This window comes from Halovivax limisalsi, assembly GCF_023093535.1.
GTDB classification, from domain to species: Archaea; Halobacteriota; Halobacteria; order Halobacteriales; family Natrialbaceae; genus Halovivax; species Halovivax limisalsi.
The window spans coordinates 3,302,366-3,328,599 of record NZ_CP095757.1 but is presented as its reverse complement, the minus strand read 5'-3'; the positions used below and the strand labels follow the sequence as shown (position 1 = coordinate 3,328,599).

The 26,234-nt window shown below is 66.2% G+C and carries 26 protein-coding genes and 1 pseudogene; 11 read left to right on the top strand and 16 right to left on the bottom strand.

The features are described from left to right. Positions 1–2: 2 nt before the first annotated feature. Complete coding sequence (locus MXA07_RS15610; RefSeq protein WP_247729520.1) at positions 3–1,736, bottom strand: phage tail sheath family protein; 1,734 nt, start codon at positions 1,734–1,736, stop codon at positions 3–5. Positions 1,737–2,075: 339 nt separating this feature from the next. Between MXA07_RS15610 and MXA07_RS15605 the strand changes: the two genes are divergently transcribed. After that, positions 2,076–2,675, top strand: a complete 600-nt coding sequence (locus tag MXA07_RS15605) for an HAD family hydrolase (protein WP_247729519.1) — start codon at positions 2,076–2,078, stop codon at positions 2,673–2,675. Positions 2,676–2,720: 45 nt separating this feature from the next. Here the strand turns inward: MXA07_RS15605 and MXA07_RS15600 are convergent, their stop codons facing one another. After that, positions 2,721–3,125, bottom strand: coding sequence for a CBS domain-containing protein (locus tag MXA07_RS15600; RefSeq protein ID WP_247729518.1), 405 nt, complete (start codon positions 3,123–3,125; stop codon positions 2,721–2,723). A gap of 176 nt (positions 3,126–3,301) precedes the next feature. On the opposite strand from MXA07_RS15600, the gene MXA07_RS15595 reads away from it, so the two are divergent. Then, positions 3,302–3,784, top strand: a complete 483-nt coding sequence (locus MXA07_RS15595; RefSeq protein WP_425492225.1) for an 8-oxo-dGTP diphosphatase — start codon at positions 3,302–3,304, stop codon at positions 3,782–3,784. Positions 3,785–3,811: 27 nt separating this feature from the next. Here MXA07_RS15595 and MXA07_RS15590 read toward each other — a convergent pair whose 3' ends face one another. From MXA07_RS15590 to MXA07_RS15580, 3 genes are all read right to left on the bottom strand, one after another. Beyond that, entirely contained in the window at positions 3,812–4,783 is a 972-nt protein-coding gene (locus MXA07_RS15590) for a quinone oxidoreductase family protein (protein WP_247729516.1), read from the bottom strand. Positions 4,784–4,961: 178 nt separating this feature from the next. Then, positions 4,962–5,348 carry a type II toxin-antitoxin system VapC family toxin gene (locus MXA07_RS15585; RefSeq protein ID WP_247729515.1) on the bottom strand — a complete coding sequence of 129 codons (387 nt, stop codon included), beginning with the start codon at positions 5,346–5,348 and terminating at the stop codon, positions 4,962–4,964. Then, positions 5,335–5,562, bottom strand: a complete 228-nt coding sequence (locus MXA07_RS15580; protein ID WP_247729514.1) for an antitoxin VapB family protein — start codon at positions 5,560–5,562, stop codon at positions 5,335–5,337. The genes MXA07_RS15585 and MXA07_RS15580 overlap by 14 nt, the downstream gene beginning before the upstream one ends. 122 nt (positions 5,563–5,684) lie before the next feature. Between MXA07_RS15580 and proS the strand changes: the two genes are divergently transcribed. Beyond that, entirely contained in the window at positions 5,685–7,169 is a 1,485-nt protein-coding gene (gene proS / locus MXA07_RS15575) for a proline--tRNA ligase (protein WP_247729513.1), read from the top strand. Between the two features lie 305 nt (positions 7,170–7,474). Continuing rightward, complete coding sequence (locus MXA07_RS15570; RefSeq protein WP_247729512.1) at positions 7,475–7,726, top strand: HalOD1 output domain-containing protein; 252 nt, start codon at positions 7,475–7,477, stop codon at positions 7,724–7,726. A 135-nt stretch (positions 7,727–7,861) separates the two neighbouring features. On the opposite strand, the gene MXA07_RS15565 is transcribed toward MXA07_RS15570, so the two are convergent. The 4 genes from MXA07_RS15565 to MXA07_RS15550 all read right to left on the bottom strand — a co-directional run bounded on the left by MXA07_RS15565 (position 7,862) and on the right by MXA07_RS15550 (position 12,263). Next, the gene (locus MXA07_RS15565) at positions 7,862–8,587 is read right to left on the bottom strand and encodes an alanyl-tRNA editing protein (protein ID WP_247729511.1); all 726 of its coding nucleotides are present in this window, start codon (positions 8,585–8,587) and stop codon (positions 7,862–7,864) included. 167 nt (positions 8,588–8,754) lie between these two features. Continuing rightward, a complete protein-coding gene (locus MXA07_RS15560; protein WP_247729510.1) occupies positions 8,755–10,020 on the bottom strand; it encodes an ABC transporter permease in 1,266 nt (421 codons plus the stop codon). A gap of 106 nt (positions 10,021–10,126) precedes the next feature. After that, positions 10,127–11,491, bottom strand: coding sequence for an FtsX-like permease family protein (locus MXA07_RS15555; protein ID WP_247729509.1), 1,365 nt, complete (start codon positions 11,489–11,491; stop codon positions 10,127–10,129). Positions 11,492–11,498: 7 nt separating this feature from the next. After that, a complete protein-coding gene (locus tag MXA07_RS15550; protein WP_247729508.1) occupies positions 11,499–12,263 on the bottom strand; it encodes an ABC transporter ATP-binding protein in 765 nt (254 codons plus the stop codon). A gap of 265 nt (positions 12,264–12,528) precedes the next feature. Between MXA07_RS15550 and MXA07_RS15545 the strand changes: the two genes are divergently transcribed. Continuing rightward, on the top strand, positions 12,529–12,771 hold the full coding sequence (locus tag MXA07_RS15545) for an Rdx family protein (protein WP_247729507.1): 243 nt from the start codon (positions 12,529–12,531) through the stop codon (positions 12,769–12,771). 148 nt (positions 12,772–12,919) lie between these two features. Here the strand turns inward: MXA07_RS15545 and MXA07_RS15540 are convergent, their stop codons facing one another. Further along, positions 12,920–13,255 carry a hypothetical protein gene (locus MXA07_RS15540; RefSeq protein WP_247729506.1) on the bottom strand — a complete coding sequence of 112 codons (336 nt, stop codon included), beginning with the start codon at positions 13,253–13,255 and terminating at the stop codon, positions 12,920–12,922. 376 nt (positions 13,256–13,631) lie between these two features. Here MXA07_RS15540 and MXA07_RS15535 point away from each other — a divergent pair, with 376 nt between their 5' ends. Continuing rightward, positions 13,632–15,314: a spermidine synthase gene (locus MXA07_RS15535; RefSeq protein WP_247729505.1), complete on the top strand. Its 1,683-nt coding sequence runs from the start codon at positions 13,632–13,634 to the stop codon at positions 15,312–15,314. 140 nt (positions 15,315–15,454) lie between these two features. Next, entirely contained in the window at positions 15,455–16,234 is a 780-nt protein-coding gene (locus tag MXA07_RS15530) for an E3 ubiquitin ligase family protein (protein WP_247729504.1), read from the top strand. A gap of 81 nt (positions 16,235–16,315) precedes the next feature. On the opposite strand, the gene MXA07_RS15525 is transcribed toward MXA07_RS15530, so the two are convergent. After that, a complete protein-coding gene (locus tag MXA07_RS15525; protein ID WP_247729503.1) occupies positions 16,316–17,890 on the bottom strand; it encodes an HTTM domain-containing protein in 1,575 nt (524 codons plus the stop codon). 364 nt (positions 17,891–18,254) lie between these two features. Here MXA07_RS15525 and MXA07_RS15520 point away from each other — a divergent pair. After that, positions 18,255–18,832: pseudogene (locus MXA07_RS15520) on the top strand (RNA-guided endonuclease InsQ/TnpB family protein); the annotation flags it as partial. 11 nt (positions 18,833–18,843) lie between these two features. Here MXA07_RS15520 and MXA07_RS15515 read toward each other — a convergent pair. Together MXA07_RS15515 and MXA07_RS15510 are read right to left on the bottom strand one after the other, a co-directional pair. Beyond that, positions 18,844–19,968 (bottom strand): DUF7344 domain-containing protein, encoded by a 1,125-nt coding sequence (locus MXA07_RS15515; protein ID WP_247729502.1) that lies wholly within the window; start codon positions 19,966–19,968, stop codon positions 18,844–18,846. 106 nt (positions 19,969–20,074) lie between these two features. Continuing rightward, positions 20,075–20,713, bottom strand: a complete 639-nt coding sequence (locus MXA07_RS15510; RefSeq protein ID WP_247729501.1) for a helix-turn-helix domain-containing protein — start codon at positions 20,711–20,713, stop codon at positions 20,075–20,077. A gap of 482 nt (positions 20,714–21,195) precedes the next feature. On the opposite strand from MXA07_RS15510, the gene MXA07_RS15505 reads away from it, so the two are divergent. Then, positions 21,196–21,834, top strand: a complete 639-nt coding sequence (locus MXA07_RS15505; RefSeq protein ID WP_247729500.1) for a phosphatase PAP2 family protein — start codon at positions 21,196–21,198, stop codon at positions 21,832–21,834. A gap of 656 nt (positions 21,835–22,490) precedes the next feature. Here the strand turns inward: MXA07_RS15505 and MXA07_RS15500 are convergent. Both MXA07_RS15500 and MXA07_RS15495 read right to left on the bottom strand, forming a co-directional pair. Next, entirely contained in the window at positions 22,491–23,528 is a 1,038-nt protein-coding gene (locus MXA07_RS15500) for a tyrosine-type recombinase/integrase (RefSeq protein ID WP_247729499.1), read from the bottom strand. Next, positions 23,525–23,698: a hypothetical protein gene (locus MXA07_RS15495; RefSeq protein ID WP_247729498.1), complete on the bottom strand. Its 174-nt coding sequence runs from the start codon at positions 23,696–23,698 to the stop codon at positions 23,525–23,527. Before MXA07_RS15495 ends, MXA07_RS15500 begins: the two co-directional genes overlap by 4 nt. A gap of 510 nt (positions 23,699–24,208) precedes the next feature. Here MXA07_RS15495 and MXA07_RS15490 point away from each other — a divergent pair. Further along, a complete protein-coding gene (locus tag MXA07_RS15490; RefSeq protein WP_425492173.1) occupies positions 24,209–24,466 on the top strand; it encodes an ArsR family transcriptional regulator in 258 nt (85 codons plus the stop codon). Here the strand turns inward: MXA07_RS15490 and MXA07_RS15485 are convergent. After that, positions 24,449–25,234 carry a hypothetical protein gene (locus MXA07_RS15485; protein ID WP_247729496.1) on the bottom strand — a complete coding sequence of 262 codons (786 nt, stop codon included), beginning with the start codon at positions 25,232–25,234 and terminating at the stop codon, positions 24,449–24,451. The two genes, MXA07_RS15490 and MXA07_RS15485, sit on opposite strands and share 18 nt — an antisense overlap. Positions 25,235–25,586: 352 nt before the next feature. On the opposite strand from MXA07_RS15485, the gene MXA07_RS15480 reads away from it, so the two are divergent. After that, positions 25,587–26,066, top strand: a complete 480-nt coding sequence (locus MXA07_RS15480) for a type IV pilin domain-containing protein (RefSeq protein WP_247729495.1) — start codon at positions 25,587–25,589, stop codon at positions 26,064–26,066. The last annotated feature ends 168 nt before the right edge of the window (positions 26,067–26,234 follow it).

The window sequence follows — 26,234 nt, the reverse complement described above, 5'->3', positions numbered from 1 at the left end:
GGCTATGCATCCCCGGTGTCCTGAGCGATCCGGAAGACGACGAACTCCGCCGGTTTGACGGGAGCGATGCCGATCTCGACGATCAGTCGACCGTTGTCGATGTCGTCCTGCGTCATCGTCTCCTCGCCACATCGGACGAAGAACGCCTCGTCCTGGGTCGAACCCTGGAGACCGCCGTTTCGCCAGACGGTCTTCAGGAAGTTCTCCGTGGACTGACGGATGCGCGCCCACAGGTCCTTGTCGTTTGGCTCGAAGACCGCCCACTGGGTCCCCTCCTCGAGGGATTGTTCGATGTAGAGGAAGAGCCGTCGGACGTTGATGTACTTCCACTCGGGGTCACTCGAACAGGTCCGAGCGCCCCAGACGCGGATTCCCCGGCCCTGGAAGCTGCGGAGGCAGTTGATCCCCTTCGGATTGAGAACATCCTGCTCGCTCTTCGTGAGGGTATGTTGGAGTCCCTGCACGCCGCGAATGACCTCGTTGGCCGGCGCTTTGTGGACGCCGTGGTCGATGTCGCTTCGCGAGTAGATCCCCGCGATGTGGCCGCCCGGCGGCGCGAGCTTTTTCCGGTTCGTCACCGGGTCAAGCGCCTCGACCCAGGGGTAGTAGTACGCCGCGTACGACGAGTCGACGGGCGTCTCCATCTCCTGGGTCGGACCGGCCGTCTGGGGTGATTGCAGGATGGCCATCCGATCCCCCATGTTTTCACAGTGAGAGACGAGCGCGTCGGTCAGGCCGGGGACATCGTTTTCGTCCGGTGCGCAGACGAGCGACACTTCGTCGATCGCCTCGAGCGCCGCGAGCCCGGTTCGCATTCCGGGTTTGTCGACCCCTTCGTAGTCCTTCAGACTAACCTCGTCGTCGGTCTCGGTTTTCTCCGACGGGTCCGAGACGATCTCCAGATCGATCTCCTGTTCGCCGTCGCGAATCGCTTCGAGTTCGTCGATGAACTCCTCGGAGTCGGGATCGGCGTCGGTGTCGATCGGTTCGGCGAGGTCGGCGAGTTCGTCCTCGTCGAGTTCGTCGAGGTTCTCGGGAATGTGAAGCACTTCCTTCTCGATGGCACCGCCGTCGGTCATCAGGATGCCACCGTCCGTCATTACCTCGTGATTGTCTCGCTGGAGCCACCCCAGCCCGTTCGTCGGTCGACCGTCCGCGAGGTACTCGACCGTGACCAGCACGGAACTCGCGAGCTGTTTCTCGTAGAAGTGACTGGACTGTGGATCCGCCGTCATCCCTTCATAGACCTCTTCGACGTCCGGCGCCGGCTCCGGCCGGGCCGAATCGGGATCCATGACGTCGGCGCGGTCGCACGACCAGTATCGAACGATGAGATCGAATTGATCGGCATGCTGGGAGTCACGCACGATGACCGCGACGTTCGATCCCCAGTCGCCTGGTCCGTTGGCCTCGAACTCCATCACGTCGGTCCCATCCTCGTCGACCAGCCGCCGCGTTGCGACGTCGTTCGGGTCGGTTGCTGAGACGCGTGCGACGTAACATCGGCTGCCCCCGTTTTTAAAGAAGCCGTCGATGGCGACGTCCAGATTCGATCCCTTGGGGCTCGAACCGTAGATGCGCTCGAATTCGTTGTAACTCGTGACTAGCTGTGGCTCGACAGGCCCCCTGACGGTTTCGCCCAGGAACCCTGCGACACTCGTACTAACTCCTTCGACCGATTTACTGCCGGTGCTTTGCTCTTCGACGTACACACCGGGTGCCTGATATTCGGGCATTAATTTCCTCCGTCCATGCGCTACATTTCGGTAGAATGTTGATAGGGTATTGTAATTTTCGGTTCGTCCATCCGTTCATCAGAATGCGGCATCGTTCTAAATTCTCCCGGAACTGTATGGGGATAATCGATACGTAGCTGCCGGTACTTTCGGTTGATAGCGGATCCGATACGTGCGGTTACATTCGAACGGTCTGTCCTGGGCCGGTTCCAGTTCTGCTCGAACCCGGCTTCAGTACCCGTTCCCCTCATCAGTAGCGGTAGATCGACATCGTCCGGCGCCGGCTTCGCCAGAGTCAAATTCGGCGTATTTACGGTGGTCCGGGCGCCGTGCTTCGCCATGCGCGCGATCGTCTTCGATCTCGACGGAACGCTCCTCCGCCCGTCGGGTTCGTACGCTGAGGTTCTCACCGCGGCGTTCGAGACGACGACAGGGTTCGTCGACGACGACTGGTTCGAAACGTACGATACGGCCTTCTTCGAGGCGTTCGAATCGTTCGACCCGTCGCCGGTCGAGGCGGCCGTCGCGACGATCGACGGCGGGCCGGACCCCGGGGCGTTCGCCGACGCGCTGCTCGAAGCCGAGATCGAGCGGTTCGAACCGCCCCCTGGCACATTCGCGGCACTCGACCGGCTGGGAGCCGACTCAGAACTCGCGGTGTGTACGAACGGCGTCGGCGACTGGCAGCGGGCCAAGCTACGCGCCCACGACCTGCTCGCCCCGTTCGACGCGGTCGTTACCTCCTACGAGGTCGGCGCGCACAAACCCGACCCGGCGCCCTTTCGGGCGGTCGAAGCCGCGACGAGTGCGGACGCGTATCTCATGGTCGGGGACGGCGACGCCGACGTCGACGGCGCTCGCGCCGTCGGCTGGGAGACGGTTCGCTACGAGGGTGGCGATCTGCCGTCGGTCGCGGATGCGATCGGCCCATACCAGTGAGCGCTCGTCGATCCGGACTCTCCCTGGTCGGTTCGGGTTCCGTCCTCAGACGGCGGACGGGCGTTCGCGTTCGGAGAGGTACGCCGCGAGGTCCGAGGTCGAGACCATGCCGATGACGCCTTCGTCGTCGTCGACGATCGGCAGGTGGTGGACCCCTTCGTCGGTGAGGATGGCGGCGACCTCGCGGACCGATTGCTGGGCGCTGGCGGTGGTGACGTTCGCGGTCATGTACGCCGAGACCGGCGTCTCATCTTTGGGTTTGCGCTCTGCGACGATGTCGACGAAGTCGGTCGAGGTGAGGATCCCCTCGATCGCGTTTCGCTCGTCGACGACCACGACGGAGCCGATCTCCCGCTCGCGCATGGCCCGGGCGGCGTCCTCGACGAGGGTGTCGGGCGAGACGGTGTAGACGTCGGTCGACATGAGTCGGGCGACGAAAATGTCTTCCATACCTGATCCCTTCAGGGGCCCGGATAAAAGGCCTTCCGCAGGTGGCCATATTCGACCGGTCGCCGGCCGACCAGGGCATCGCGTACGGTGGCTGTGCCGAGCGATCGGAATCGACCGGTTTCCCGGCGTTTTTCCGCCGTCGCTCGAATGTGGCGGTGATGGCCGACTGGGATTCGGTGACGGAGGGGACGCTCTGTTTCGTCGTGCGCGACGGCGAGGTGTTACTGATCGAGAAGCAACGCGGGCTCGGCGCCGGCTGGTACAACGGCCCCGGCGGCAAGCGCGAACCCGGCGAGTCGCTGCGCGAGTGTGCGATCCGCGAGGTTCGCGAGGAGGTCGACATCGACGTCGATTCGCCCGCCCTCGAGCGCGTCGGCCGCCTGCAATTCTACCTGGACGGCGATCCGCAGATCGACTGTCACGTCTACCGGACGGACCGCTTCGAGGGCGAACCCGGTCCCACCGAGGAGGCCAGACCCGCGTGGTTCGCGATCGACGAGGTGCCCTACGACCGCATGTGGGACGACGACCACCTCTGGTTGCCCGGCGTCCTCGACGGAAAGTCGGTCCGGGGAACCTTCCACTTCGAGGGCGGCGCCCCCCTGGACGAGGCCGAGTTCGTCGATCACGACCTGACGTGGGACGTCGACATGTCGTAGACCGGTTTCCGTTTCGAACCGGCCGCTTCAGGGCACGAGGACGACTTTGCCGTGACTCTCTCGGTCCTCGATGAACTGGTGGGCGTCGGCTGCGTCGGCGAGCGCGAACGTCTCCCTGACGATCACCTCGAGCTCGCCCTCGGCGAGCGCGGCCGTCAGTTCCGGCACCGCGGCGAGCACGCGACCCGGATCGTGGGCGATCGCCTGGCCGAGGTGGAAGCCGACGACGCGCTTGTTCTCGAACAGCAGGCGGCGGTTCTCCGCGCTGGCGGGGACGCCGCTGGCGACCCCGTAGGTGACCAGCCGCCCGAAGTGGCCGAGCGCGTCGAGGCTGCGATCGAAGACGTCGTCGCCGACGCTCTCGAGGACGAGGTCGACGCCCGCGCCGTGGGTCTCCTCGTCGACGACCTCGCGGAAGTCGACCTCGGTGTACTGGATGGGGTGATCGCAGCCCAGCTCGGCCGCGAAGTCGAGCTTCTCCTGAGTACTCGCGGTGCCGAACACCTCGGCGCCGGCGTTCGAAGCCAGCTGGACGGCGGCCGTGCCGACGCCGCCCGCGGCGGCCTGGATTAGGACCCTCTCGTCCGCCTCCAGCCCGCCCCACTCGAAGAGGCAGTTGTGCGCGGTGAGGAACTGGACGGGAAACCCGGCGGCCTCCTCGAAGCCCATCCCCTCCGGAATCGGAAAGATGGACTGGGCGTCCGCGGTGACGTACTCCGCGTACCCGCCACCGCCGAGCATCGCGACGACGCGGTCGCCCTCGTCGAGATCGATCCCCTCGCCGGTCGCGTCGATCCTTCCCGCGGCTTCCATTCCCGGGACGTAGGGCGTGTCCGGTCCGCCGGGGTAGAGCCCGCGTCGTTGCATCACGTCCGCGAAGTTGATCCCCGCCGCCTCGACGGCGATGCGGACCTCGCCCGGGCCCGGTTCGGGTGTCTCGCGCTCGACGACGTCGAGGACGTCGCTGTCGCCGTACTCGCTCACTTGGATTGCTCGCATAGCCGGTCGTTCGAGAGCCGGCTCAATAAACGGTCCAGAACGTCGGGAAACGGCGGGTCAGTTCACACGTTGGTGGTGCGGGGACCTACTCTCACCGAGTAAACTGGATCACCAGTCTCCGTCTTCGAGGGCAAAAATCGCCACTTTCACCGTGGAGACCAGCGCACATCTTCGTCTGTCAGTCGATCAGTTCCACGTCGAGGTTCTCGACCCGTTCGAAGTGACCGTCTCGGGTGACGACCGTCGCACCAGCTTCACGGGCCACGCCGGCGATCAGGGTATCGAGCGAGTCGATCGGCTCGCCGCTGGCGTGGAGTTCGGCGTCTATTCGTGCAGCTTCGGCGGCGCCACCGATCGTCAGCGGGACTGGCTCGAGCCAGTCGAGATCCGACCGGGCCCGCTCGATGCCCGTCTCGCCCCGAAGCCGGGAAGCGCCGATGAACACCTCGAACAGCGCGGGGACCGGCGCGAACATCGGGACGGATTCGTGCGCTTCGATGAACGCACCCACTGCCGGATCCCCCTCAAGGTAGTCGATCAGGACGTTCGTATCAAGACAGTTCATCGACCCGCTCCTCGAGGTCGGCGTCGAATTCCGTCCGGTGTCCTTCGACCGCTCCGCGGAGGTCGGCTCCCTCCCAGGATCCGAACCCTTTCATCACGTCGCGCTCCGAGCCCGTGATTCGGAGGATCGCCTCGGTGAAACTCTCGTCGTCGCGTTTGTGGGCCTCGAGGCTCTCGTAGGCCTCCTCGGTGACGGTGATCGTCTTCGTACCCATACACGTACTTGTACACGTACTCCTTTAGGTGTGACGCCGGACGCGAGGACGGACGACCGAGAACCGGGTTCGCCCGTCGGTCCTTCGCATCGTTTAAGACCGCGGTGCCTGTCGTTCGAGGTATGAGTGGTGACGAGCAGGACCTCGGGATCACCGAGTCCAAATCGCACAAGCCCGGCGAGTGGTACGCGGAGGTCGTCCAGAAGGCGGGACTGGCCGACTACGCGCCGATGGGCGGCTTCATCGTGACGAAGCCCCGCGGCTACGCCATCTGGGAGAACCTCCAGGACGCGATGGACGGCTGGTTCAAGGAGACGGGCGTCGAGAACGCCTACTTCCCGCTGTTCATTCCGGAGAGCTTCCTCGAACGCGAGAAGGACATCGTCGAGGGCTTCGACCCCGAGGTCGCGTGGGTCACCCACGGCGGCCACGAGGAACTCGAGGAGCGACTGGCGGTGCGTCCGACCAGCGAGTCGATCATCGCACCCTTCATGGCCGACTGGATCCGCAGCCATCGCGACCTCCCGCTGCGGCTCAACCAGTGGGCGTCGGTCGTCCGGTGGGAGGCAACCGAGACCAAGCCGTTCTTCCGCACGAAGGAGTTCCTCTGGCAGGAGGGCCACACCGCCCACGCGACCGAGGGCGAGGCCTGGGAGGAGGTCTGGCTGCGACTCGACCAGTACGCCCGCGCGCTCGAGGAGGTCCTCGCGGTCCCCGTCCTCCGCGGGCGCAAACCCGACCACGACAAGTTCCCCGGCGCGAAGACGACGACCACGATCGAGGCGCTGATGCCCGACGGCAAGTCCGTCCAGAGCGGCACCAGTCACCACCTCGGCCAACACTTCGGCGAGGCGTTCGACATCACCTTCGCCGACGAGGACGAGGACGAGCAGACGGCCCACACCACCTCGTGGGGCCTGTCCTGGCGCGCGCTCGGCGCGATGATCATGACCCACTCCGACGACCAGGGGCTCGTCCTCCCGCCGACGATCGCCCCCACGCAGGTCGTCGTCGTCCCCATCTGGCAGGCCGACACGAAGGACGACGTGCTCGCGTACGCCGAGGGCATCGCCGAGGACCTCGAGGCCGCCGGCGTTCGCGTCGACCTCGACGACCGCGACGAGCGCAATCCCGGCTTCAAGTTCAACGAACACGAGCTCAACGGGATCCCCCTCCGGCTGGAGATCGGCCCGAACGAGGTCGAGGACGAGGAGGTCACCCTCGTTCACCGGCCCGACAGCGAGCAGACAGTGGCCGACCGCGACGGAATCGCCGACGCCGTCGACGCCCACCTCGACGCGATCTTCGAGAAGCTCTACGACGCGGCCGCCGAGAACCTCGAGGAGAACGTCCGCGAGGCCGATTCGCCCGAGGAGATTCTGGGGACGATCGGTCGCCACGGCGGCTACGTGAAGACGCCGTGGTGCGGCGACGAGGCCTGCGAGACGGTCATCAAGGAGGAGATCGCCGCCGAGATCGTCATGCAGCCCGTGGAGAACCAGGGCGGCGCCTCCGCCGGCGACCCGGTCCGCCCCGACGCGGACGCCACCTGCGGCGTCTGCGACGAACCGGCCGACGAGATCGCCTACTTCGCGAAGACGTACTGACGGGACCGCCGCCATCGCTGGCCCGAAGCCGTCCCCGGTTCGCCGCCGCGAACGCGGGATCGATGTCGATCTGGCCAATCGGCTCGGTCCGGAGCCCGCGGATGGGGGAGTTTTCGCGGCGAGCGTACCGGTTCAGATCCTTCGCTGCCATCGCCCCGTTTCAGGCTTCTCCGAACTCGATCGCCCACGATGGGGCAAAGTTGTTCGATTTCAGGCCGGACTTGTGCGTGCCAATTGAACCGATCTGTCAGGTTAACCATCCGTATCCCGGAACGTTTTTGCTCGATTAGCAAATGCCCGGTCGTATGGATACGTCCTCCTCGAGTCGACGAGTCGACTCGGTCGACTCGCCACCGAGTTATCGGATCGCCCGCACGGTGGCGGAGCGAGAAGAGACCGATCCGGAGTCGCTCGACCCGCCGCTGTTCGGCGTGATCGATCCGGAGGCGCTGGACGCGCTCGTCGAGAGCGCCGACGACTCGATGCGACTGACGTTCTCGTACCTCGGCTATACGATCACCGTCGACGGCACCGGCGACGTCGAACTCGATTCCTGAGCGCGTTCGGTGCGGGCGGCGGAGTCTCGCCTGCCTCGATCCGCGTCCGCCAGACTCGATTCACCACCGTCGGCGATCGATGCGGACACGGCTGCCGACCAGCCGTGTCCGCGCGCCGTCCGCACTCGGCGGAGATTACTCGTCGTGGAGCACGAACTCGATGCGGTCGACGTTCTCGCCCTTCGAGGTGCGATCCGTGAGTTCGATCCGGCCGATCTCGCCCAGGCGGTCGACGTGGGTGCCGCCGCAGGGACACATGTCCCAGTCCTCGATCGCGACCACCCGGAGCGGATCGACGTGATCCGGGATGAGCGAGAGCAGCGACCGGCCCTCGTCGACCTCGCGCTCGACGGCGTCGCGGGCCCGGTTCTCCTTCGTGACGGCGAGGTCGCGCTGGATCGCCTCGTTCGCGCGGCGCTCGATGTCCGCGAGATCCGCGTCGTCGAAGTCGGCGGGCTCGAAGTCGATGCGCGAGCGGTCGGGGTGGATCTGGTTGCCCGCGGTCGAGGCGCCGTACTCGTCGAGGACGACCCGCGAGACGACGTGCTGGGCCGTGTGCATCCGCTTCAGGCGCTCGCGACGCTCCGCGTCGACCTCGCCCCGGATTTCGTCCCCGTCCTCGGGCGCGGGCCCCTCGATGCCGTCGAGTTCGTGGCGGACGTCGCCGTGATCCTTCCGGACGTTCGTCACCGTTGCGCCGCCGCCGTCCCACTCGAGCCGGCCGCGGTCGGCGGGCTGGCCGCCGCCCTCGGGGTAGAAGTAGGTGCCGTCGAGGACGACGTACTCGTCGGTCGCCTCGGTCACGGTCGCCGTGAACGTCGTCACGTCGTCGGCGTCGGGGAGGTATCGGAGTTCGGTCATGCGAGCGCGTAGACGCGCGACGACCAAATACGGGGTGGTTGGGGCAACCCGCCGATCGCTCTCCGCGATACCTGATACCCGATCCGATCGGGGGTCGGTTGCCGACGCGACCCGATTCGATCGAGCGCTTCCGCCCGATCACTTCCCGTCGGGCCGCCCAGATCGACTCAGCCGCCGGACTCGAGCCGGTCGACGCTCGCGTAGCGACTCGCGCTGAAGCCCGCGACGAGGGCCGTCGCGCCGCCGACGCCGACGGCGACGAGGGCGCCGGCCGCGTAGACGGTCGGCGGCGTCTGGAGCAAGCCGTCGAACCCGACGAGCGAGGCGACGAACTCGTTCAACCGGCCGACGAGCGGCCCGGTCGCCACGAGCGCGACGGCGCCGCCGAGGAGGCCGATGAGCAGGCCCTGCATCCCGACGAGTCCGGCGAGGACCGGGCGAGCGAGGCCGATCGCCCGCAACGCCGCGAGTTCGGTTCGTTGCTGGTAGGCGACGAGGACGAAGCAGTTGACCGTCAGGCCGATCCCGCCGACGATGGCCAGGCCGACCAGCGCGGCCGCGCTGACGATCACGAGCGACCGGTCGGCGAGCATCGAGCGAAACTGCTCCTCGCCCGTCCTCACGTCGTAGGCGGGGTAGTCGGCCCCGAGATCGTCGCTGACGGCTTCGGGATCCGCGCCGGGTTCGAGGTCGGCGGTGACGAACGCCGCCCGGTCGGCTCCCCGGGCGCCGACGAGGCCCTGGAGTTCGTGCAGTCGCATCACCATCGTCGGCTGCCCGACGAACTCCGAGTAGCGATCGGCCGTGCCGACGACCGATACCGCGCGGGCGCCCGCTCCGTCCGGACCGGGCCCGACGTAGATCGTGTCGCCGGCCCCGACACTGAGTTCCGCGGCGAGGGACGGATCGAGGACGACGCCCGTCGGATCGCTGCGCGCCCCGTCGAGTGCGGTCGGCTCGACGATCGACGGACTCGGATCGATCGACGATTCGACGGCCGCTTCGTCGACGTCGAACCCGGACCCCTCCTCGAACTCGAACCCGCCGTGGGTCCGGGGGAGCCCGACCGACGTGATCGGCTGTAACTCGTCCTCGCTGGCGCCGACGTAGGCCGTGTACACGCCCACCGGCGCGGCCACCGCGACGTCGTCGTGTCGCGTGACGTCGGCCGCGACGCGGTGGGAGTCGACGATCGAGTTCTCGATGCCCTCGCCCCCGACCGCGGTGGAGCTGATCCAGACGTCCCGGTTCGTGTCGGCGACCGACTCCTGCCCCACCGAGACGACGCCGACGCCGAGGCTGACGAACAGCGTCACCGAGAGGACGGCCAGCGCGACCGCCAGGACGGCGAGTGCGGTCCGGCCCGGGCGCTGCCGGAGCTGGGCCGCTGCCAGGCCGAGGATGGCGACGAGCCGCGTACCCCGGCGCGTCACGGCCGCTCACCCCCGAACCGAGGTTGCGGGTTGTGCGGTCGGTCGCGGTGACCGTATCTCCGGCCCGCTCCGGGACGGGTTGGCCCGTCACGGTCGCGAGATCGAGTCATCCCGTCACCTCCGCGAGGACGTCGGTGCGCGCGGCGATCGCGAGCGGGTACGGAATCGCGAGAGCGCCGGCCACCGTCGCCACGGCGACGGCGTACGGGACGAACAGCGGGTGGGCGGCGACGACGCCGTCCCGACCCACGAACGCGGTCGTCAGCCACTCGAGCGCGGCGATCCCGCCCAGACCGAGGCCGACCCCGACGAGCGCACCGCAGAGCACCGTCACGAGCGTCGCGACGGCGACGATCGTCAGACAGCTGCGCCGCGAGAAGCCGACCGCGAGGAGGATCGCCAGGTTCCGGCGATCCTCCGCGACGGCGATCCCCGCGGTGGTCGCGACGAACAGTCCGCAGACGACGACGCCGACGAGCAGGGCGATCGCGCTCGTCGCGAGCGCAAGCCCGCCGTCGAACAGCGCCGTCGGGTGGGCGCCGGTGGCGGCGACGCTCGCGTCCGGATAGGCGGTCTCGCTCGCGGCCAGCGCCGCCGCCTCGTCGCCCCAGACGAGCACGCGATCGGCCAGGTCCGCTTCCGCGGCTCCCGAGTATCGTTGCAGCGTCTCGAGCGGGACCAGCGCGACGGGCGCCCCCCGGTTCGAGGCGGTCCCGTCGGACGACCCGGGCTCGACGGCCGTCACGGGGAGGGAGACGAGCTGGCTGCCGCGACGCACGTAGATCGCCTCGCCGGCGTCCACGTCGAGTCGGTCCGCCGCCGGTTCCGAGAGGACGATCCCCGACTCGGCCGGCGCGGCACCAGACCCGAGCGAACGAATCGGGAGCCCCGCGACCGAGCCGTCGACGTCGGCCGGCTCGACGCCGACGGCCAGGATGCGTCGGGTCTCGACGTCGCTCCCGGCCACCTCGCCACCGTTGCCGGCCCCGGCTGCGGACGAGCCGACCGCGCCGACGGGTTCGACGAGAACCGGGCTCGCGTGCGCGACGCCGTCGCGCGATTCGATCGCGTCCGCACCCGCACTCGCACCCGCGAGTCGGCGCTCCTCGATGCCGTCGACCGAAGGGAACGGCTGGGTGGCCTCCGGTTCGATCTCGACGGCCGCGTCGTGGGCGCTCGCCGGACCACCCGCGGTCAGCGCGAGCGCGAGTCCGGTCACGACGAGCAGGAGCGCCAGCGTGAACGCCACGGCGAGAACGATCGCCCCGGACCGACCCGGTGCCGCGCCGAGCAGCTGTCCGCGAACCCTGGCGGCGGCGAGCCGACAGCAACCGGCCAGCCGGGCTCGTCGAACGCCCGTCGGGAACCCCGGCGACGCTTGGCTCGACGGGTCGGTTCCCGCGCGGCGTGAGCCGCTCGCCTCCGGCTGATCGTCGCCACCGACGCCGTCGCGTCGGGGGTGATCGGTCACGGCTCGATCACCCGCGATCCGCGACGCGGCCGTCGGCTAGCGTGACGATACGGTCGCTGACGGCGAGCGTGGCCGAATCGTGGGAGGTGATGAGGACCGCCCGATCGGAGGCGACGTCGGTGAGCAGGTCGAGGACCCGCCGACCCGTCTCGGAGTCGAGTTCGCCGGTGGGCTCGTCGGCGACGATCACGGCCGGGTCCGTCGCGAGCGCGCGGGCGATCGCGACGCGCTGGCGTTCGCCGCCGGAGAGCTGTCCCGGTCGGTGGTCCGCCCGATCGTCGAGCCCGACGCGCGAGAGCAGCGTCGCCGCTCGATCCCGACGGGCCGACCGCGGGACGCCCAGCTGGACGAGCGGGAGGGCGACGTTCGCCCGGGCGCTGAGCGAGGGCAGGAGGTGAAAGTGCTGGAAGACGATGCCGACGTGATCGCGCCGGAGCGCGAGGCGCTCGCCGTTCGAACGCGCCGCGATGTCGGTTCCGAGGAGGTAGACCGATCCCTCGGTCGGGACGAGCAACCCGGCGATCGCGTGCAGCACCGTCGACTTCCCGCTCCCGCTCGGCCCGGTCAGCCCGACCACCTCGCCGGGTGCGACGGACAGACTGACGTCGTCGAGCGCGACGACCGGCTCGGGTGACTCCCCCCGGAACCGTCCGGTCGGGGCGTCGTAGACCTGACGGACGCCGTCGAGCGCCACGGCCGGCGCCGCCGCTGGCTCGGCTGGATCGGCCGCACGCGACTTCGACCGTCGGCGGGTGATCGGCCTCCGTACCATCGTCCCGACCGTCGGCCGTGTCGGCCATTGTTTTCCCCGCCCTACCCGCGACGCAGGTGCCACCTGTCCGATCGGGGCCAGGCACCCGCCCGTCGCCCGTCGAAACGCGCCGTCGATCGACGCGCGACGAAACCGATCCGTACGCCGGGCGCTCGACCGGTAGGCGTCGATCGTCCTCGCGCCCGATTCGCCGCCGACCGGCGCGTTCGCGGCGTTCGGCCCGGAAGGCGTAGCTTTACGGTCACGGAAGCCGGACCGTCGTCGTATGACGAGGGTCGAGATCACCTACTGCGTCCCGTGCGGCCACCTCGATCGCGCACAGTCGCTGCAGGAACGGCTCCTGTCGACGTTCGGCCGGGAGCTCGAGGCCGTCTCGCTCGTGACTGGCGATTCCGGCGTCTTCACCGTCCACGTCGACGGCGACCTCGTCTTCGACAAGGCCGACGACGAGTACGACCCGGACGCGATCGTCGAGACCGTCCGAGGTCGCGTCTCGGCGGCCGACTGAAACGGTCCGGCGAGGGCCGTCAGGGGTCCCCGATCAGCCGTCGCGGGGACCGGCGTCGGCCGCACGGGGACCGGCGCCAGCCGTCGAGGGTATCGGCCCAGCCGTCGCGGGTACCGGCGGCGGCCGTCGCGAGTACCGGCGGCCACACTCAGCGCCACCCGGGCGCGATCCACTCCAGGTAGTGGTGGTTCTCCTCGAGCCACCGCCGGAGGTCGCGATCGCGCCAGACGGTGGCCGTCCGGTCGAGTCGCCCGTCCCGGTCCACGCCCACGATCGCGAGCGTCGAGGGACCCGCTTCGTCCGCGACCTCGTGGACGAACAGTTCGCGGCCGTCGCGGCGGAACCCGACGACCCTGGAGCCGCGGCCGTGTGCCAGCGCGATCCGCTGGGCCATCCGCTCGACGTCGCCCTCGCGATCGGCGCGGCGCAGGTACCGTTCGATCGTTCCCTGTAACGCTTCGGCTTCGTCCGTGGCGAGTGGCATAAGGTGTCCATTATTTCCCGGACTCGTAAGCTCGACCGTCCGGTTTCCGCTAGTTCCGAAATAGCGCGGCGCCGGGGTACGCGGCGGTCGTGACGGCCGCAGACGCGGTGTCGAAACCGGTTCCGATACCGGCCGACCGCCGTCGGCACCGTCGGATTCGCGGCGGTCGTGATGCGGAGGATTCCGGCGCTCGGACCACCCCGCCCGAACGGGCCGGCGACACCGATCGGGCGGCCGGCCGACCGCCCGAGCGGTTCGAGTCGAACACCGAAGTGCGATCGTCCACCACGTCGGTCCGGGCCTGAACCGGTCACCGGCGTCCCGGGCGCGGTGTGGAAGTCGACAAGTTCTCACGTGTCCCGGTTCACGTCCCGATATGGCCGTCTCCCGGTTGGTCTCCCGGCCGAGCGATCCCGACCTGGCGGTCTTCGTCTCGGGCGTCGTCAGCATGGGCCTGGAGATCCTGGCCGGTCGGATCGTCGCCCCGCAGTTCGGCAGCAGCATCTACACCTGGGGCTCGATCATCACCGTCTTCCTGGCCGCGCTGAGTCTCGGCTACTGGCGCGGCGGCAAGCGCGCCGGCGAGGCGTCGACCCGGCGACTGATCTGGATCCTGCTCGCCACGGCGGCCTACGTCGGCATCGTCGTCTACGGCAGCGACCAGTTGCTCCTCTCGACGGCGCAACTCCCGCTGCCGGCCCAGTACGCCTCGGTGCCCGCCGTCGTCGCCCTCTTCGGCCCGCCGACGTACCTCCTCGGGTTCGTCAGCCCATACGCCGCCGAGCTCTCGGTGAAGGAGGGGACGGGCGAGGCCTCCGGACACGTCTACGCGCTCGGGACGATCGGCAGCATCGTCGGCGCGGGCGCGACGACGTACCTCCTCGTTCCGGCGCTCGGCATCGACGCGATCGGCCTGTTCTTCGGCCTCCTCTGTATCGGAACGGCGGTCGTCCTCGCGCTCGCGCCGACGGATCTCGAGTCGCTCGGCGCCAGCTTCGCCGTCGCGGTTCTGCTCGTCCTCGCCGTCAGCGCCGGGTCCGTCGGCCTCGACCACCGCGGCGACGTCGTCTACCAGACCCAGACGCCCCACCAGGAACTCGAGATCGTCGACGACGGCGACGTGCGGACGATGTACCTCGACGGCGCCCGCCACAGCGCGATGGATCTCGACGACCCCGATCGCCACGTCTTCGAGTACACCCGATACTTCCACCTCCCGATGCTGTACGTCGACGATCCCGCCGAGGTCGAGAACGTCCTCTTCATCGGGGGCGGCGGCTACACCGGCCCGAAGGACTTCGTCCGGAAGTACGACGTCACCGTCGACGTCGTCGAACTGGATCCCGAGGTGACGCGGGCGGCGAAGGAATACTTCGCCGTCGAGGAGAGCGAGAATCTGACGATCCACACCGGCGACGGCCGGCGGTTCCTCCGCGAGACGGACACCACGTACGACGTGATCGTCCTCGACGCCTACCAGAAGACCCAGGTCCCGCTGCACATGACCCAGCTCGGGTTCATGGAACTCGTCGCGGACCGCCTCTCCGAGGACGGCGTCTTCCTGGCGAACGTCATCGCCGCCCCGAGCGGCTCCGGCTCCGAGTTCTACCGCGCCCAGTACGAGACGATCGACGCGGCCTTCGCCACGACGGACAGCTTTCGCACCTCGCCGTACGACGCCGTCCAGAACATCGAGGTCGTCGCCACGAAGCGGGAGATGACGATCACCGAACCCGAACTGCGGGCGCGGAACGAGGCCCGCGACCTCGGGATCGACCTGCGAAGCGCCGTCGACTCGATGCTCCGCCCGCCGGAAACCGACGACGTCCCGATTCTGACGGCGGACCACGCCCCCGTCGACAGCCTCCAGGCCGCGACCGTCGATCAGGAGTACGTCATCGAGGAGACCGACGACGAGGGGTCGAATCCGCCGCGACCGGCCACGGGGATCGGACCGGCCGCCTCGACAGGCCCGGGGTCGGGACAGATCGACGCGATTCGTCCGGCGCCATCGTTCCGGATCGAGCCGAGTCGATCGGGACCCCACCTGGTTCCATAGCACCCGGTCGCAACTGTCCTAGCCAGTCGTTCCATCACCGACCGCTGGCGGAGGGCCCCGACTCCCAGCGGTTGCGGCGCTCGACCGGGGGACGTGATACGAGGTATTTTTGTCCCCTCGGTGAAATTTCCCGCCTGCCAATGATCGAGGGCACTGTCGGTCAGTTCCTTATCAGCGGTTTCAGCGCGGTGTTCGTGGTGGTTGGCGCCTATCAGCTGAACCGCGGCCGAATCGAGCGAGCGAAAAGTCACCGCATCGCACGCACGGAGACCACCGACATTCGGAACCTGCAGCCCGGAACCGCGGAAGTGAAGGGCCGTGTGCGTCCGGCCGAGGACGCGACGACGCTCTCGTCGCCGATATCGGAGGAACCGGCCCTTGCAACCCGCGTCGAGGTCGAAGAGTGGGAGAGCAGTGGCCAGGGTGGTGGTAGCTGGGAAACCACGCACGAGCAACGGAACGCGGTCCCCTTGCTGGTTGACGACGGCACGGGAACCGTGCGGGTGGAACTCCCCGCCGACGGCGAACTGAACGTCGAGAAAACGCGGACGGAGGTGGGGAGCGGGGACGAACCGCCGGCCGAAATCACTCGCTACCTCGAGCACGAGGCGGCGGTCGAGGAGGCATCGCGCCGCTCCATCGGACCGCTGAGCATCGGCGAGCGTCGCCGATACTCGGAGGGGTGGATCGCGCCCGACGAGGAGATCTACGTGCTCGGGCGCGCTCGCGAGGAACGCGGCGGGTGGGGCGAGCGAGCGTACGTGATCGACGAGTCCACCGCCTCGGGTGACTTCATCCTCTCGGATAAGTCCGAGGCCGAACTCGTCCGTGAGGGCAAGCGTGGCGGCCTCGTGACCATCGGAATCGGGGCGATCGTCACGCTCGTCGGACTGTTCGGCATGCTGGTGCCGTGGCTGTGAGGCGTCCGTTCGCCACCCGCTTCGAAGCCGCGTCGTTCCATTCGTCCTTGGATTCCGATCGATGGCCTGGATGGGAACCGGTCACTGGACGAACGGGCCCGCGCAGTCGTACTCGATGAGCGTGTACTCGCCCGTCGCGACGACGGTCCCGTCCGGATCGGTTCGTTCGGACAGGCGCTCGACGGTGACGCGCTCGACGTCCGTCTCGTGGGACCGGTTCCACGAATCACAGAGGTAGTTCGCGAAGTAGGACCGATGGTTCGTGTTGTCGCCCGATCGGACGTTCGAGAGGTACTTTCGCCACCGGGCGGACGGATAGGTCGCGTCGATGTCCGGCGGCCGGTCGAACGTCACCGACCGCTCGTACATGACGTCGATCTCGGTTCCGTCGGCGAGTTCGCCGGGTGCGGCGTGCCAGCTGGTGGTCCGAATCGGATTCGGCGCGAACATCGACCAGGACTGCTCCAGCCTCGCGGTGTCGAGCACCTCCTCCGCTGGATCGGGCACCTCGGCGTAGTCCACCGCCTGCGCGTTCGAGAGCACGACCAGCACGAGGAGGAACCAGGGAAGGACCGTCGCGAACAGCGTCCGACCGCGCCCGGCACTCTCGCGGATGGTTCGCCGGACGGCGCGTCGCGACGCGACGTCGTCGATCGCGATCGTCGGACCGGCGGGGCGGTGACGATCCAGCCCCGCGGCCAGGCGGCTCCCCCGTCGCGTCAGGCCGCGTTCGGTCGCCAGCCGCTCGACGCGGTCCCAGACTGTCGGTCCGTAGAACGGGATGAAGCCGACGATGACGACGATCGGGAAGATGTCGATCCGCATCGTCGCCGCCATGCCGAGGTGCATCCCGACGTACGCCGTGGCCAGCAGCGAGCGTCGCCAGCCCGTACAGACGAGCAACAGCGGCGCCGCGACGAGCAGGCCGAGCCAGGCGACGGTGACGACCCGAAGGAGGCCGTGGAACTCGCCGATGTGGTTGCCCAGGTAGACCGTGAACTGGTCGACCTGCATGATGTAGAGCACCGCCTCGCCCTCCATCCACAGGTCGCCCTCGGCCTTGTGGACCGCGTTCGTCGCGTACATCAGGACGATCTGCAACAACAGCGCCATCGTCGCGACGCTCGCAACCGCGTCACCGGTGTCGGCTCGCTCGCTCGTCGAGCGCACGGCGTCGACCGACCAGCGAGCGCCGAGCGGGAGGAAGATCGCCCAGAGGACCAGCATTCGAAACAGCGAATCACCCCCGTTGAGGACCATCGGGTTGCGCACGTGGAGCGAGTAAAGCAAGAGCCAGGAGCCGAGCGTCGCGATGCGCGTGCGGTATCCCACGGTCATCGCGACGGCGAACGCCGCGGCGATGGCGAAGAGTAGCGCGATCGCCCACGGTTCGCCCGAGAGCGCGTGCAGGGAGTAGACGTCCGAGTAATCGGCGAAGAGGACCTCCCGCGGCAACACGCCGTAATCGGTGTAGAACGCGACCAGCGACCGCGAGCGGAGGGCGAGGTCGACGAGCAACAGCGTTCCGAGGCCGATGCGAAACGCCGCGAGCGCCCGCGGGTCGATCTCGAACCGGCGCGCAATCGCCGCGCTACTGGTATCGACTGCAGTTGCGACGCGCTCCCGCGTCGTGCTGGTGGAGGGCAGGCTGGCCATGGGAACCTGTCGTCTGCTGTGGATTTCTCCCCCCGACACATATAAGCCATCCGTATGGTAAAGCGAGAATTTTACCGACGGCGGTCCCGAACGCGGGTCCGATGCGAAGCGGCTACTCCGACGGATCCGACCGGGTCGTCACTATCGACTCGCTGGTGCCTAGTCTGGACGGTGATCGGCGCGGTCCTCCTGACCGAACGCCGGATACTACGCCGCAAACGCCGCCGAGCGTAGCGAACGGGACCGTCGCGGCGGAGAGCCGGTCAGTCACGGCGGAGCGTGGGACCGTTGCGGGAGCGCGGGGGCTGACTGGCTCGTGGCACCCGGGACCGAGGGCGCTGTACACGGCCAGCCGACTGTCGTTCGCCGTCGCGTTGTGGAGTGTCACGCTGACCTCCGACGGAAGCGCCGCGACTTCTTGCACAAACTCTCGGCGTACTACGCCCGGGAGTACGACCTCGTGGCGGTCGAAGACCTGAACGTGAAGGGGATATGGAGTCACCGTCGAACAGCCGTAACACCGCCTCTGCTGCGTGGCGGACGTTCCTCTCGTTGCTTGAATACAAGTGCGAGCGAGCAGGGACGCATTTCGTGGCGGTCACCCCGAAAGGGACGACCAAGGCGTGCGCGGCGTTCGGTGTCTCGACGGAGAAGCCGTTGTGGGTCCGCGAACACTCGTGTCCCTCGCGCGGGTTCACTGCCGACCGGGACTGGAACGCGGTCGTCAGACTACGTCTGACGGGCAGCAAAATCGTGTGCGATTTTGCGACGGCGTGGAACATTCTTTCCCGCGGTGCGAAACAAGTAGGAGAGGGACGCTCCGAACCAACGCCTGTGAAGACTGCGCTCCCTACGGGAACCACCACGGTTCCTGCAAAGCGCGTCGTGGAAGCAGGAAACCCTACCCTCAAGGAACGAGCCGCGTCAGCGGCGAGTGAGTAGGGGAGGGTAGTTCACAGGGGGATCTGTTCGAGGAAGTCCTCGCTCTGGGCGTCCAGATGATCGAGGCGCGACCCGAGCAGTTCGCGCAGCAGCATGACGAGCGGATCGTCCGCGCCGGCGCCCGTGATGGCTTTCTCCTCGTGGTGGACGCCGTCGCCGGTCCCCTCGCCGAGCGTCCCGAGCATGATCGCTTCGCGGTCGGCCATCACGAGCCGGCCGACTTTTTCGTGCTCCGGCGGCAGGTTCAGCCAGTCCAGCTGCGGTTCCCAGATCGTCGCCTCGGGGACTTCCTCCCGGACGAGGTCGCGGACCTCCCGGGTCTGCGATCCGAGATAGACGTCGACCCCGCGGTCGGCGGCAGCCCGGAGTCGGCGCAGACAGCCATCCTCCAGCAGCCCGGTCGTCGTAAACATCAGGAACAGTTCCGACTCGGCCTGCTCGAAGAGGGATTGGCCGCGAGCGATGACGTTGTCGCGCCCGTCGATCGTCCAGATATCGTCCGGATGGGACGCCGTGGGGACGATGGCGCGCGGCGTTTCGTCCGGCCGGAAGTCCAGCCACTCGTCGTCCAGCGCCGGATGGCCAGTGTACTCGACCGTTTTCGTCTCGGCGTCGTAGCTGACGAGATCCGCCTCCCGGAGCTTCGGCAGGTGAACGTGATGGAGGGCCACCAGCAGGCCGTCACCGGCATCCGGTCCGAGGGGAGCGGAGTCATCGCGCTCCCGGGCGACCACACGTCGTGCCAGTTCCTCGCGTGTGAGCGCGTCCTCGGCGTCCATCAGCGTCGCGAGGATGATCCGGCGGCGCCTGGCGGCGAGCGTGGCCGCGACTGCCTCCCGGCCGGGCGCGTCCGTCTCCAGCAGTTGCTGGAATTTCGGGTCCGACAGCGCGGGGTGGTCCGTCGTGGTTGCGGTATCCATCGTCCGGTCCCAGTCGACGAGCCCCGAACCTTCAAGCTGTGGCAGGTGGACGTGGACGAGATCGGCCTGAATCGCGGCTACTTCGTCGGGCGTGACGTCCACCAGCTCCTGCTCTTCTTCCGCGGCGGCGAGGTTCGTCGCGAGCGCTCGCACGTCGATGGGGGCGGTCCGATCGTGGAGTATCCTGAGGATGTGCTGTCGACGAGCATTCCCCAAACCCGTTAACACGTTGTTATCGGCGGGGCGTATTGGCTTCACATGTGAAAGTCGCCATTGATACGGGTAAGGGGTCGACCTGACGACCTCAGGCTTTTAAGTGTGATCACTCCTCGAGGACGTCATCGTCGGTTACCAGCCTCGTTTCGACGAACTCTTCGATTCCGCGACGCAGGCGTTCGGACGCGGATTGGGTCGAGATGTCGAGTGCGTCCGCAACGTCCTCCATGTTCGCATCGCGGGGGATGGCGAAGTATCCTTCCGCTACCGCGGTAACCAGCGCTTCACGCTGGGGGGCCGTAAGGCCGCCCGCGAACTGTTTGGGGACGGTGGCTTGCGCCAAGTTGTCCAGGCGGAACGCGATTCCTGCGTCGGCGAGGTGGTCGCGGAAGATTTCGAACTGGTCGCGAGAGGCAAAGCGGATGGCGAGTCGCCAGTCATCGTCGACCGTTTCTGCGTGCAGGAGCGACGCCTCCGAGTCCAGCGTGATATCGAGGTGCTGCTTTATCTCCTCGGCCCAATCGATCTGGTAGAACGATTCGTTGTCGTAGTTCCGGGTCGTAATCACATCGTCGACGGTGGGGTCGGATTCGAGCGCCCCGTCGAACGCATCGAAATCACCGCCGGCAGCCCACAGGCACGGCATCACCCAGTGACGGCTGTGAGCCGCGAGCCGTTCGGCTTTCACCTCCATCTCCGGGGCCGCGCCGAGTGCGTGCCCCAGCGCGAAGTCGTCGATCGCCACCGAGATCTCCGCCGTGAACACGACCGGACACACGGGATGGAGCCGTAAAATACGATGACCTGACGACGGTCGACGAAACCGAGCGCGCTGCCGGCCGCACCAGGGACACCCGATCCGTCGTCGGTGCCGGTTCAGTCCCGAGCCGTTTACGGAAATCCTCGGGGTCGATATCGGCGACGCCGCGCGACCACTCGGATAGTCGACTCCGACGTCCGCCGAGGCCGCCGATCCGGGGGTGAACCCAGTTCTGCTTCCTCTTCGCCGGTCGATCCCTCGCCGAGCCCTCAGACTGATTTCTGAAAACACCGCTTACTGCGGACCCGAGTTCCGCTACACGTCGGCGAGAATCCGGCTACATCATCTCGATCTAGGGAGAGATAACCCAGATAGCGCCGAAACGTGCCGTCCTTCGAGCCTTCGACGAGTTCGTCGGGTCGACCTGCCGCGGGCCTTTTTCACTCGTATTACCGTAGGGGGGAACGATGGGGCCAGTATCCCAGACGATGGAGTACTACCCGTACGTCGTCCACCCGATCACCGTCCTCGGGGTCGGTATCGTCCTGCTCGTCCACCACGAGTGGGCCAGGCGGGACCTCGACCGGTCGGTACTCTGGCGCCGTATCGGTGCGTTCGCCGGGATCGGACTGCTCTCGCTCGCGCCCACCGTCGCGTACTTCCTCGTCGTCGGCGGTGGCGTACTCGAGGCGACGGGCGGGAACAGCGTCGTCATGGACGCGCTCGTCGCCAGCGGCCTCCTGATCGTCGCTGGATTGACCTGGCTCGTGTGGCGACGCTTCGACTGGGGGCCGCTCGTGCCGGGTGCGATGCAGGCGCTCGCCGCCGTGACGGTGCCGTACGCTCTCGTCTCGCCGTTCTGGAACATCTCGGGTCACGTCATCATCTCGCTGATGCCCGCGCTCTACCTGACGCTCGTCCACCGGCGGTTCTGGCCGTTGCTCGCCTTCCCAGTCATCATGGTCCCGAACCGCATCTACCTGAACGCACACACGTGGGAACAGTCGATCGGCGGGTTCCTCGTCGCAGCGCTCGTCGTTGGGGGCGTCTACTGGGTGCAGGCCTCCGGGTCGCTGCGACCGGAACTGGGCACGACGACCACCTGAGTGGAAACTCGGTCCCGCCGGGAGCCAGATGAAGGAGAACGCTCGTGGCTTCGCCGCTCGCACCGGCGTGAATCTCGCTCCGCTCGACCCTCGCAGTCCGCCCTCCCCGATTTGAACGCAGTGAGACGTTCCGGGCTGTGACTCGTCTGCTCAAATCGTATCGGTCGAATTTTCAGAGAAGATCCGCTTTCCCCGATTTGAACAGATGCGAGACGGTCGCCTCACTCCGTTCGGCGCTGCGACTCGCGTGTTCGTAATCGGGTCGGGAGAAACTTCTCACTGCTCACTTCGTTCGCAGGAAAACGCTCACGGCTTCGCCGCTCGCAACGACGAGGATCTCGCTACGCTCGATCCTCGCAGTCCGCCCTCCCCGATTTGAACACCGGAAGACGGTTCCGCTCGCTACGCTCACGGACTGCGACTTCCGAGCACGAAATCGGCTCGGTCTGATTTGCAAAGCAAATCCGCCCTCCCCGATTTGAACAGATGCGAGACGGTCGCCTCACTCCGTTCGGCGCTGCGACTCGCGTGTTCAAATCGGGTCGGTTGGACGTGCTTTCCGCTCACCGATTGGTTCGCGGAAAAGCAGTCCGCCCTCCCCGTATAGGGGAACTCGCCGGTCGATACTTCTCCTCGGTCAAGTTGGCTCGTGTCTCTCATAGTTCGAAGAACCTCCGTCGCTGCTCCGCTTTCTGCCGCTCGCTGCGCCTGTCGTAGTGCTTATCGAGTACCTCCTCGCTCGCGTTCATGCGATCCGAGACGAGTGAACGATCTTCGTCGGCGAGCCGATGCGCCGTCACTCGCCCGCTCCGAACGTCGTGCGGCGACCGGGCCGACGGGCAACTGCTCATCTTGGCGTAGTACGTCCACTCGCAACTCTCCGGGTCGCGATCGTGCGGACACTCTTCGCCGCGCCAACAGGGACGCGTCACCCGATACAGGGTATCTCGGCAGGTGGAGATGGCGACCCGGCCGTGACTGGTCGTAATGAGTGCGGCGCGGCCGTGGTCGTCGACGACTGTTTCGCGCGGCCCATCGATGTAGTCCTGGACCGTCGCCGCGACGTGTTCGCTGATCGCGTTCCACCGCTCTCCCCGTTCCTGATTTTTCAGCGGGGTTCCGGTTTCAGGACGGTGAACGAAGTGGACGGCCGGGCCGTCGGCCCGCGGTCGGTTCCCCTCCAGGTCGAGATCTCCCAGGTCGAGCGCGCGAAGCTCCCCGACTCGACAGCCGGTGTGCCACAGCAGTAAGACGATGATGTGGCGTCGGCTCGCGTACTCGAATCGTTCCAGGTAGTCGACGATGTCGACGGCGTGGTCGGGGGAAAGCGTCGAATCGCTCACGTCGGCCCCGTTCGTCCGTGGGAGCGGAACCTGATCGTACAAGTCCTCCGGTACTGCCTCGATTTCCCCACAGAACCGGAGAAATGCCCGCATCGTGGCCATGTCGCCCCGGAGCGTCACGTCGCGTAGTTCCTCCCCGGAGTAGCCGCCCTCTCGTCGCCAGACCCGATAGGCGAACATATCGCGGCCGGAGAGGTCGTTCAGGTTCGCGATGCCCTCCTCGTCGCACCACGTGACGAATGCGCGCAGGCGGTAGTCCTGCGCCTCCATCGTGTTTTCTGCGGCGTCGTCGCGCGCTTCCAGATAGAGGCTGACGGCCTCCTGGGGGCTGATCGGTTCCAGTTCGGTCACTGCCGACCACCGTCTCGACCGGCCCGATCGCAGCGCTCGGCTTCACGATAGGCGCGCTCGATCTCGCGGGCGCAGCTGGTGCAGACGTACCCCTCGGGCGTCACCGTCTCGGCCTGCCCATCGCAGCGGGGCGTATCACACTGACCGCGATCGACGGTCTGGACGCTCATGCGCCCACCTCGCGAGTGTTGCTGATCTGTCTGTTAGCGGTACGCTGAAGGGTCGTGCGCGTGTTTCGTAGCATGGTCTCACCGTGTGGGACCACGGACGTATCCGGGTGCGCTCCTTGCCACAGGATTCGGCGCACCCGGAGGCGGTCCGTCGGTCGATTGACTGCTTGTTGTGATGCCACCATAAGCGCGGGAGTTCGGCGTCCGATATTTCCGATACCGGTCTGAATGTGAGGATTAAATCCCCCGCCAGTCGAGTGAATCATGGTTCTCACGACGAGAGCCACCCGAAACCCGCGCGCCGACGCGGGATGATCACCTTCCTTCCGAATCTCCATCGCGCGAGTTCCGAATGGGCTCTGTCACCGCCATCAAGACAGTCACTTGTATTAAAACTTGACCCTATCTAGGCTCATTATGGCCCCATAAGAGTGTTAGTTGCCGACGTTTACCCTGTTATTATGGTACGAAAGTGTGAGCGCAAACTGAATGCGCCCGCTGGTGTCGTGGATGACTAAATCCGATCCGGTTATCGTCGAATTCTTCGGCGAAGCTGGGATAGCAATGCCCCCAGCGGTTGTCAATTACAATCTAGAAGGAATTTCAAAATCCACGCTGAAGCGAAGGCTTCCAGAGCTCGTAGAACGCGGCCTTCTCGAAAAGGTGGACGAGACCAAGGGCTACTACGAAATCACAGAAATGGGTCGGGACTACCTCGCGGGCGATCTCGACGCCGACGATCTCGAAAACTCAAACGAAGCCGAGTGACTCGGTCGCGGCCTGGCTGAGGATCACGTTCTTTTCGGAAACCCGAACAGGCGCATCGGCAACGTCTGCGATCAGACCGGCGAGGTCGCGTAGGTAGGCGTCGTTTCGTTCTTCTCGAAACGAAACGGTATCGTTGTGCGGCTCAGTCGCTCGATTTTCCAGATAGCATAGCACGAACGTCTCTCGCATCGAGTCGGGCGCCTCGTCGAGATACGCCGGGAGTTCGAGCCACTGCTCGGCCTTCGGACCGACTGGCGCCCCAAGCACCGCAAGGACGCGCCCGAGAACCGACGCGTCCTCTGACGGTCGTGCTTCGTCGGTCCGCCCATCGCGATCGTCGACGATCTCGTACTCGACACCGACCGCGTCAAGTGCGTCGGTGATGTGAAGGTGGCGACGGGTCGGATCGAGCGCAAACGATGGCTGATACCATGCTTCGGCGATCGATCCGCTGGAAAACACGTTCGCAACCAGCGCGTTCAACGCCTCGGCCATCGGTTCCCTGATCTCGACTTCCAGCCAGCCGCACTCCCGAGCCGTCTCGATCCCTCGGGCTGCGTCTGGTGCGCCGCCATCCAGCCACGTTCGAATCCGACCGCGCGGTATTTCGAGTGCGCCGGCGATTGCGCTGGAACCTTTATTTGGATGGCGAGATTTGTATTCCAGGACATCACGGTACTGCTCGACGATTTTCCACGTATCGTCGTAGTAGCCACCATCGTAGGTGCGCGCGAGATCTTTCGGACTGACTAACACTCTGCTGGTCACTATTCGATACAGGAACTGAATTGCCCAAAACCGTTATGGGTTTCCGGACGAGCCGCCAAACCTCCTGAATTCGGAACTCTCAGGGCCTTCAAGCGACCCTTGGAAGACTTCTACGATAGATTGGAAGTACCAATGGGAAACCATTTCTGATACGACGACTGTCAATTTTCCCAGATCGGCAGGAAGCTTTATATTAAACTGGTTACCTCCACATTGTCGTACCCGGCGCAGAACGGAATACCGCTCGGACGGTGTGATCGGGATGTCCCAGTCCCTCGCCCGACGCGTGTGAGCTGTCAAACGCTCACACGATAAGTTTTCCGTTCAGCCGCCGAGGACAGGTGTAAGACCAATGAACGGACAACAGGTGCGCGACAAACTGACCGAATCGGTGGATGAACGCGGGGTCTCGCTCGTCATAGGGGTAATCTTGATGGTTGCGATAACAGTGATTCTCGCAGCCGTGATTGCTGCCTTCGTGATGGGGATCGGGCCCGGTGGCGAAGCGCTAACGGCTTCAGCTGACATTTCTGGGTCACAGACTAGTTCAGTCGACATCGCTGTGACTGAGTCTGGAGAGGCGGATAAACTAGTAATAGTGGATCCAGATGATGGATCAATCGCAGCGGCTAATTCGGATATTAGCACTGGTGCAAATTATAACGTGGTGGCTGCCGGGGGGGACTTCACCGTAGATTCAAACCATAATGGTGGGAGTCTTCAGACGGGTTATGAGTACGATGTCTATGCGATTACTGGAAGTGCCGCAGAGGGAGACCCGCTCGAATCTGCTGAGGGAACAGTCTCCCTCGGGAGCTTCCAGCTGAGCTAATCCCCTCTTAAAATATAATCTTATAGATCGCAACTTATTATCGATTTTATCGATCATTACCTTCGACGTCAGACGGTCGAGCAGCCTCTCCTGTCATAGATGCGATATCAAGGTTGCGATAACCGTAATTAGATACTTTGTTATGGTCCTACGCGATATCCACTAATA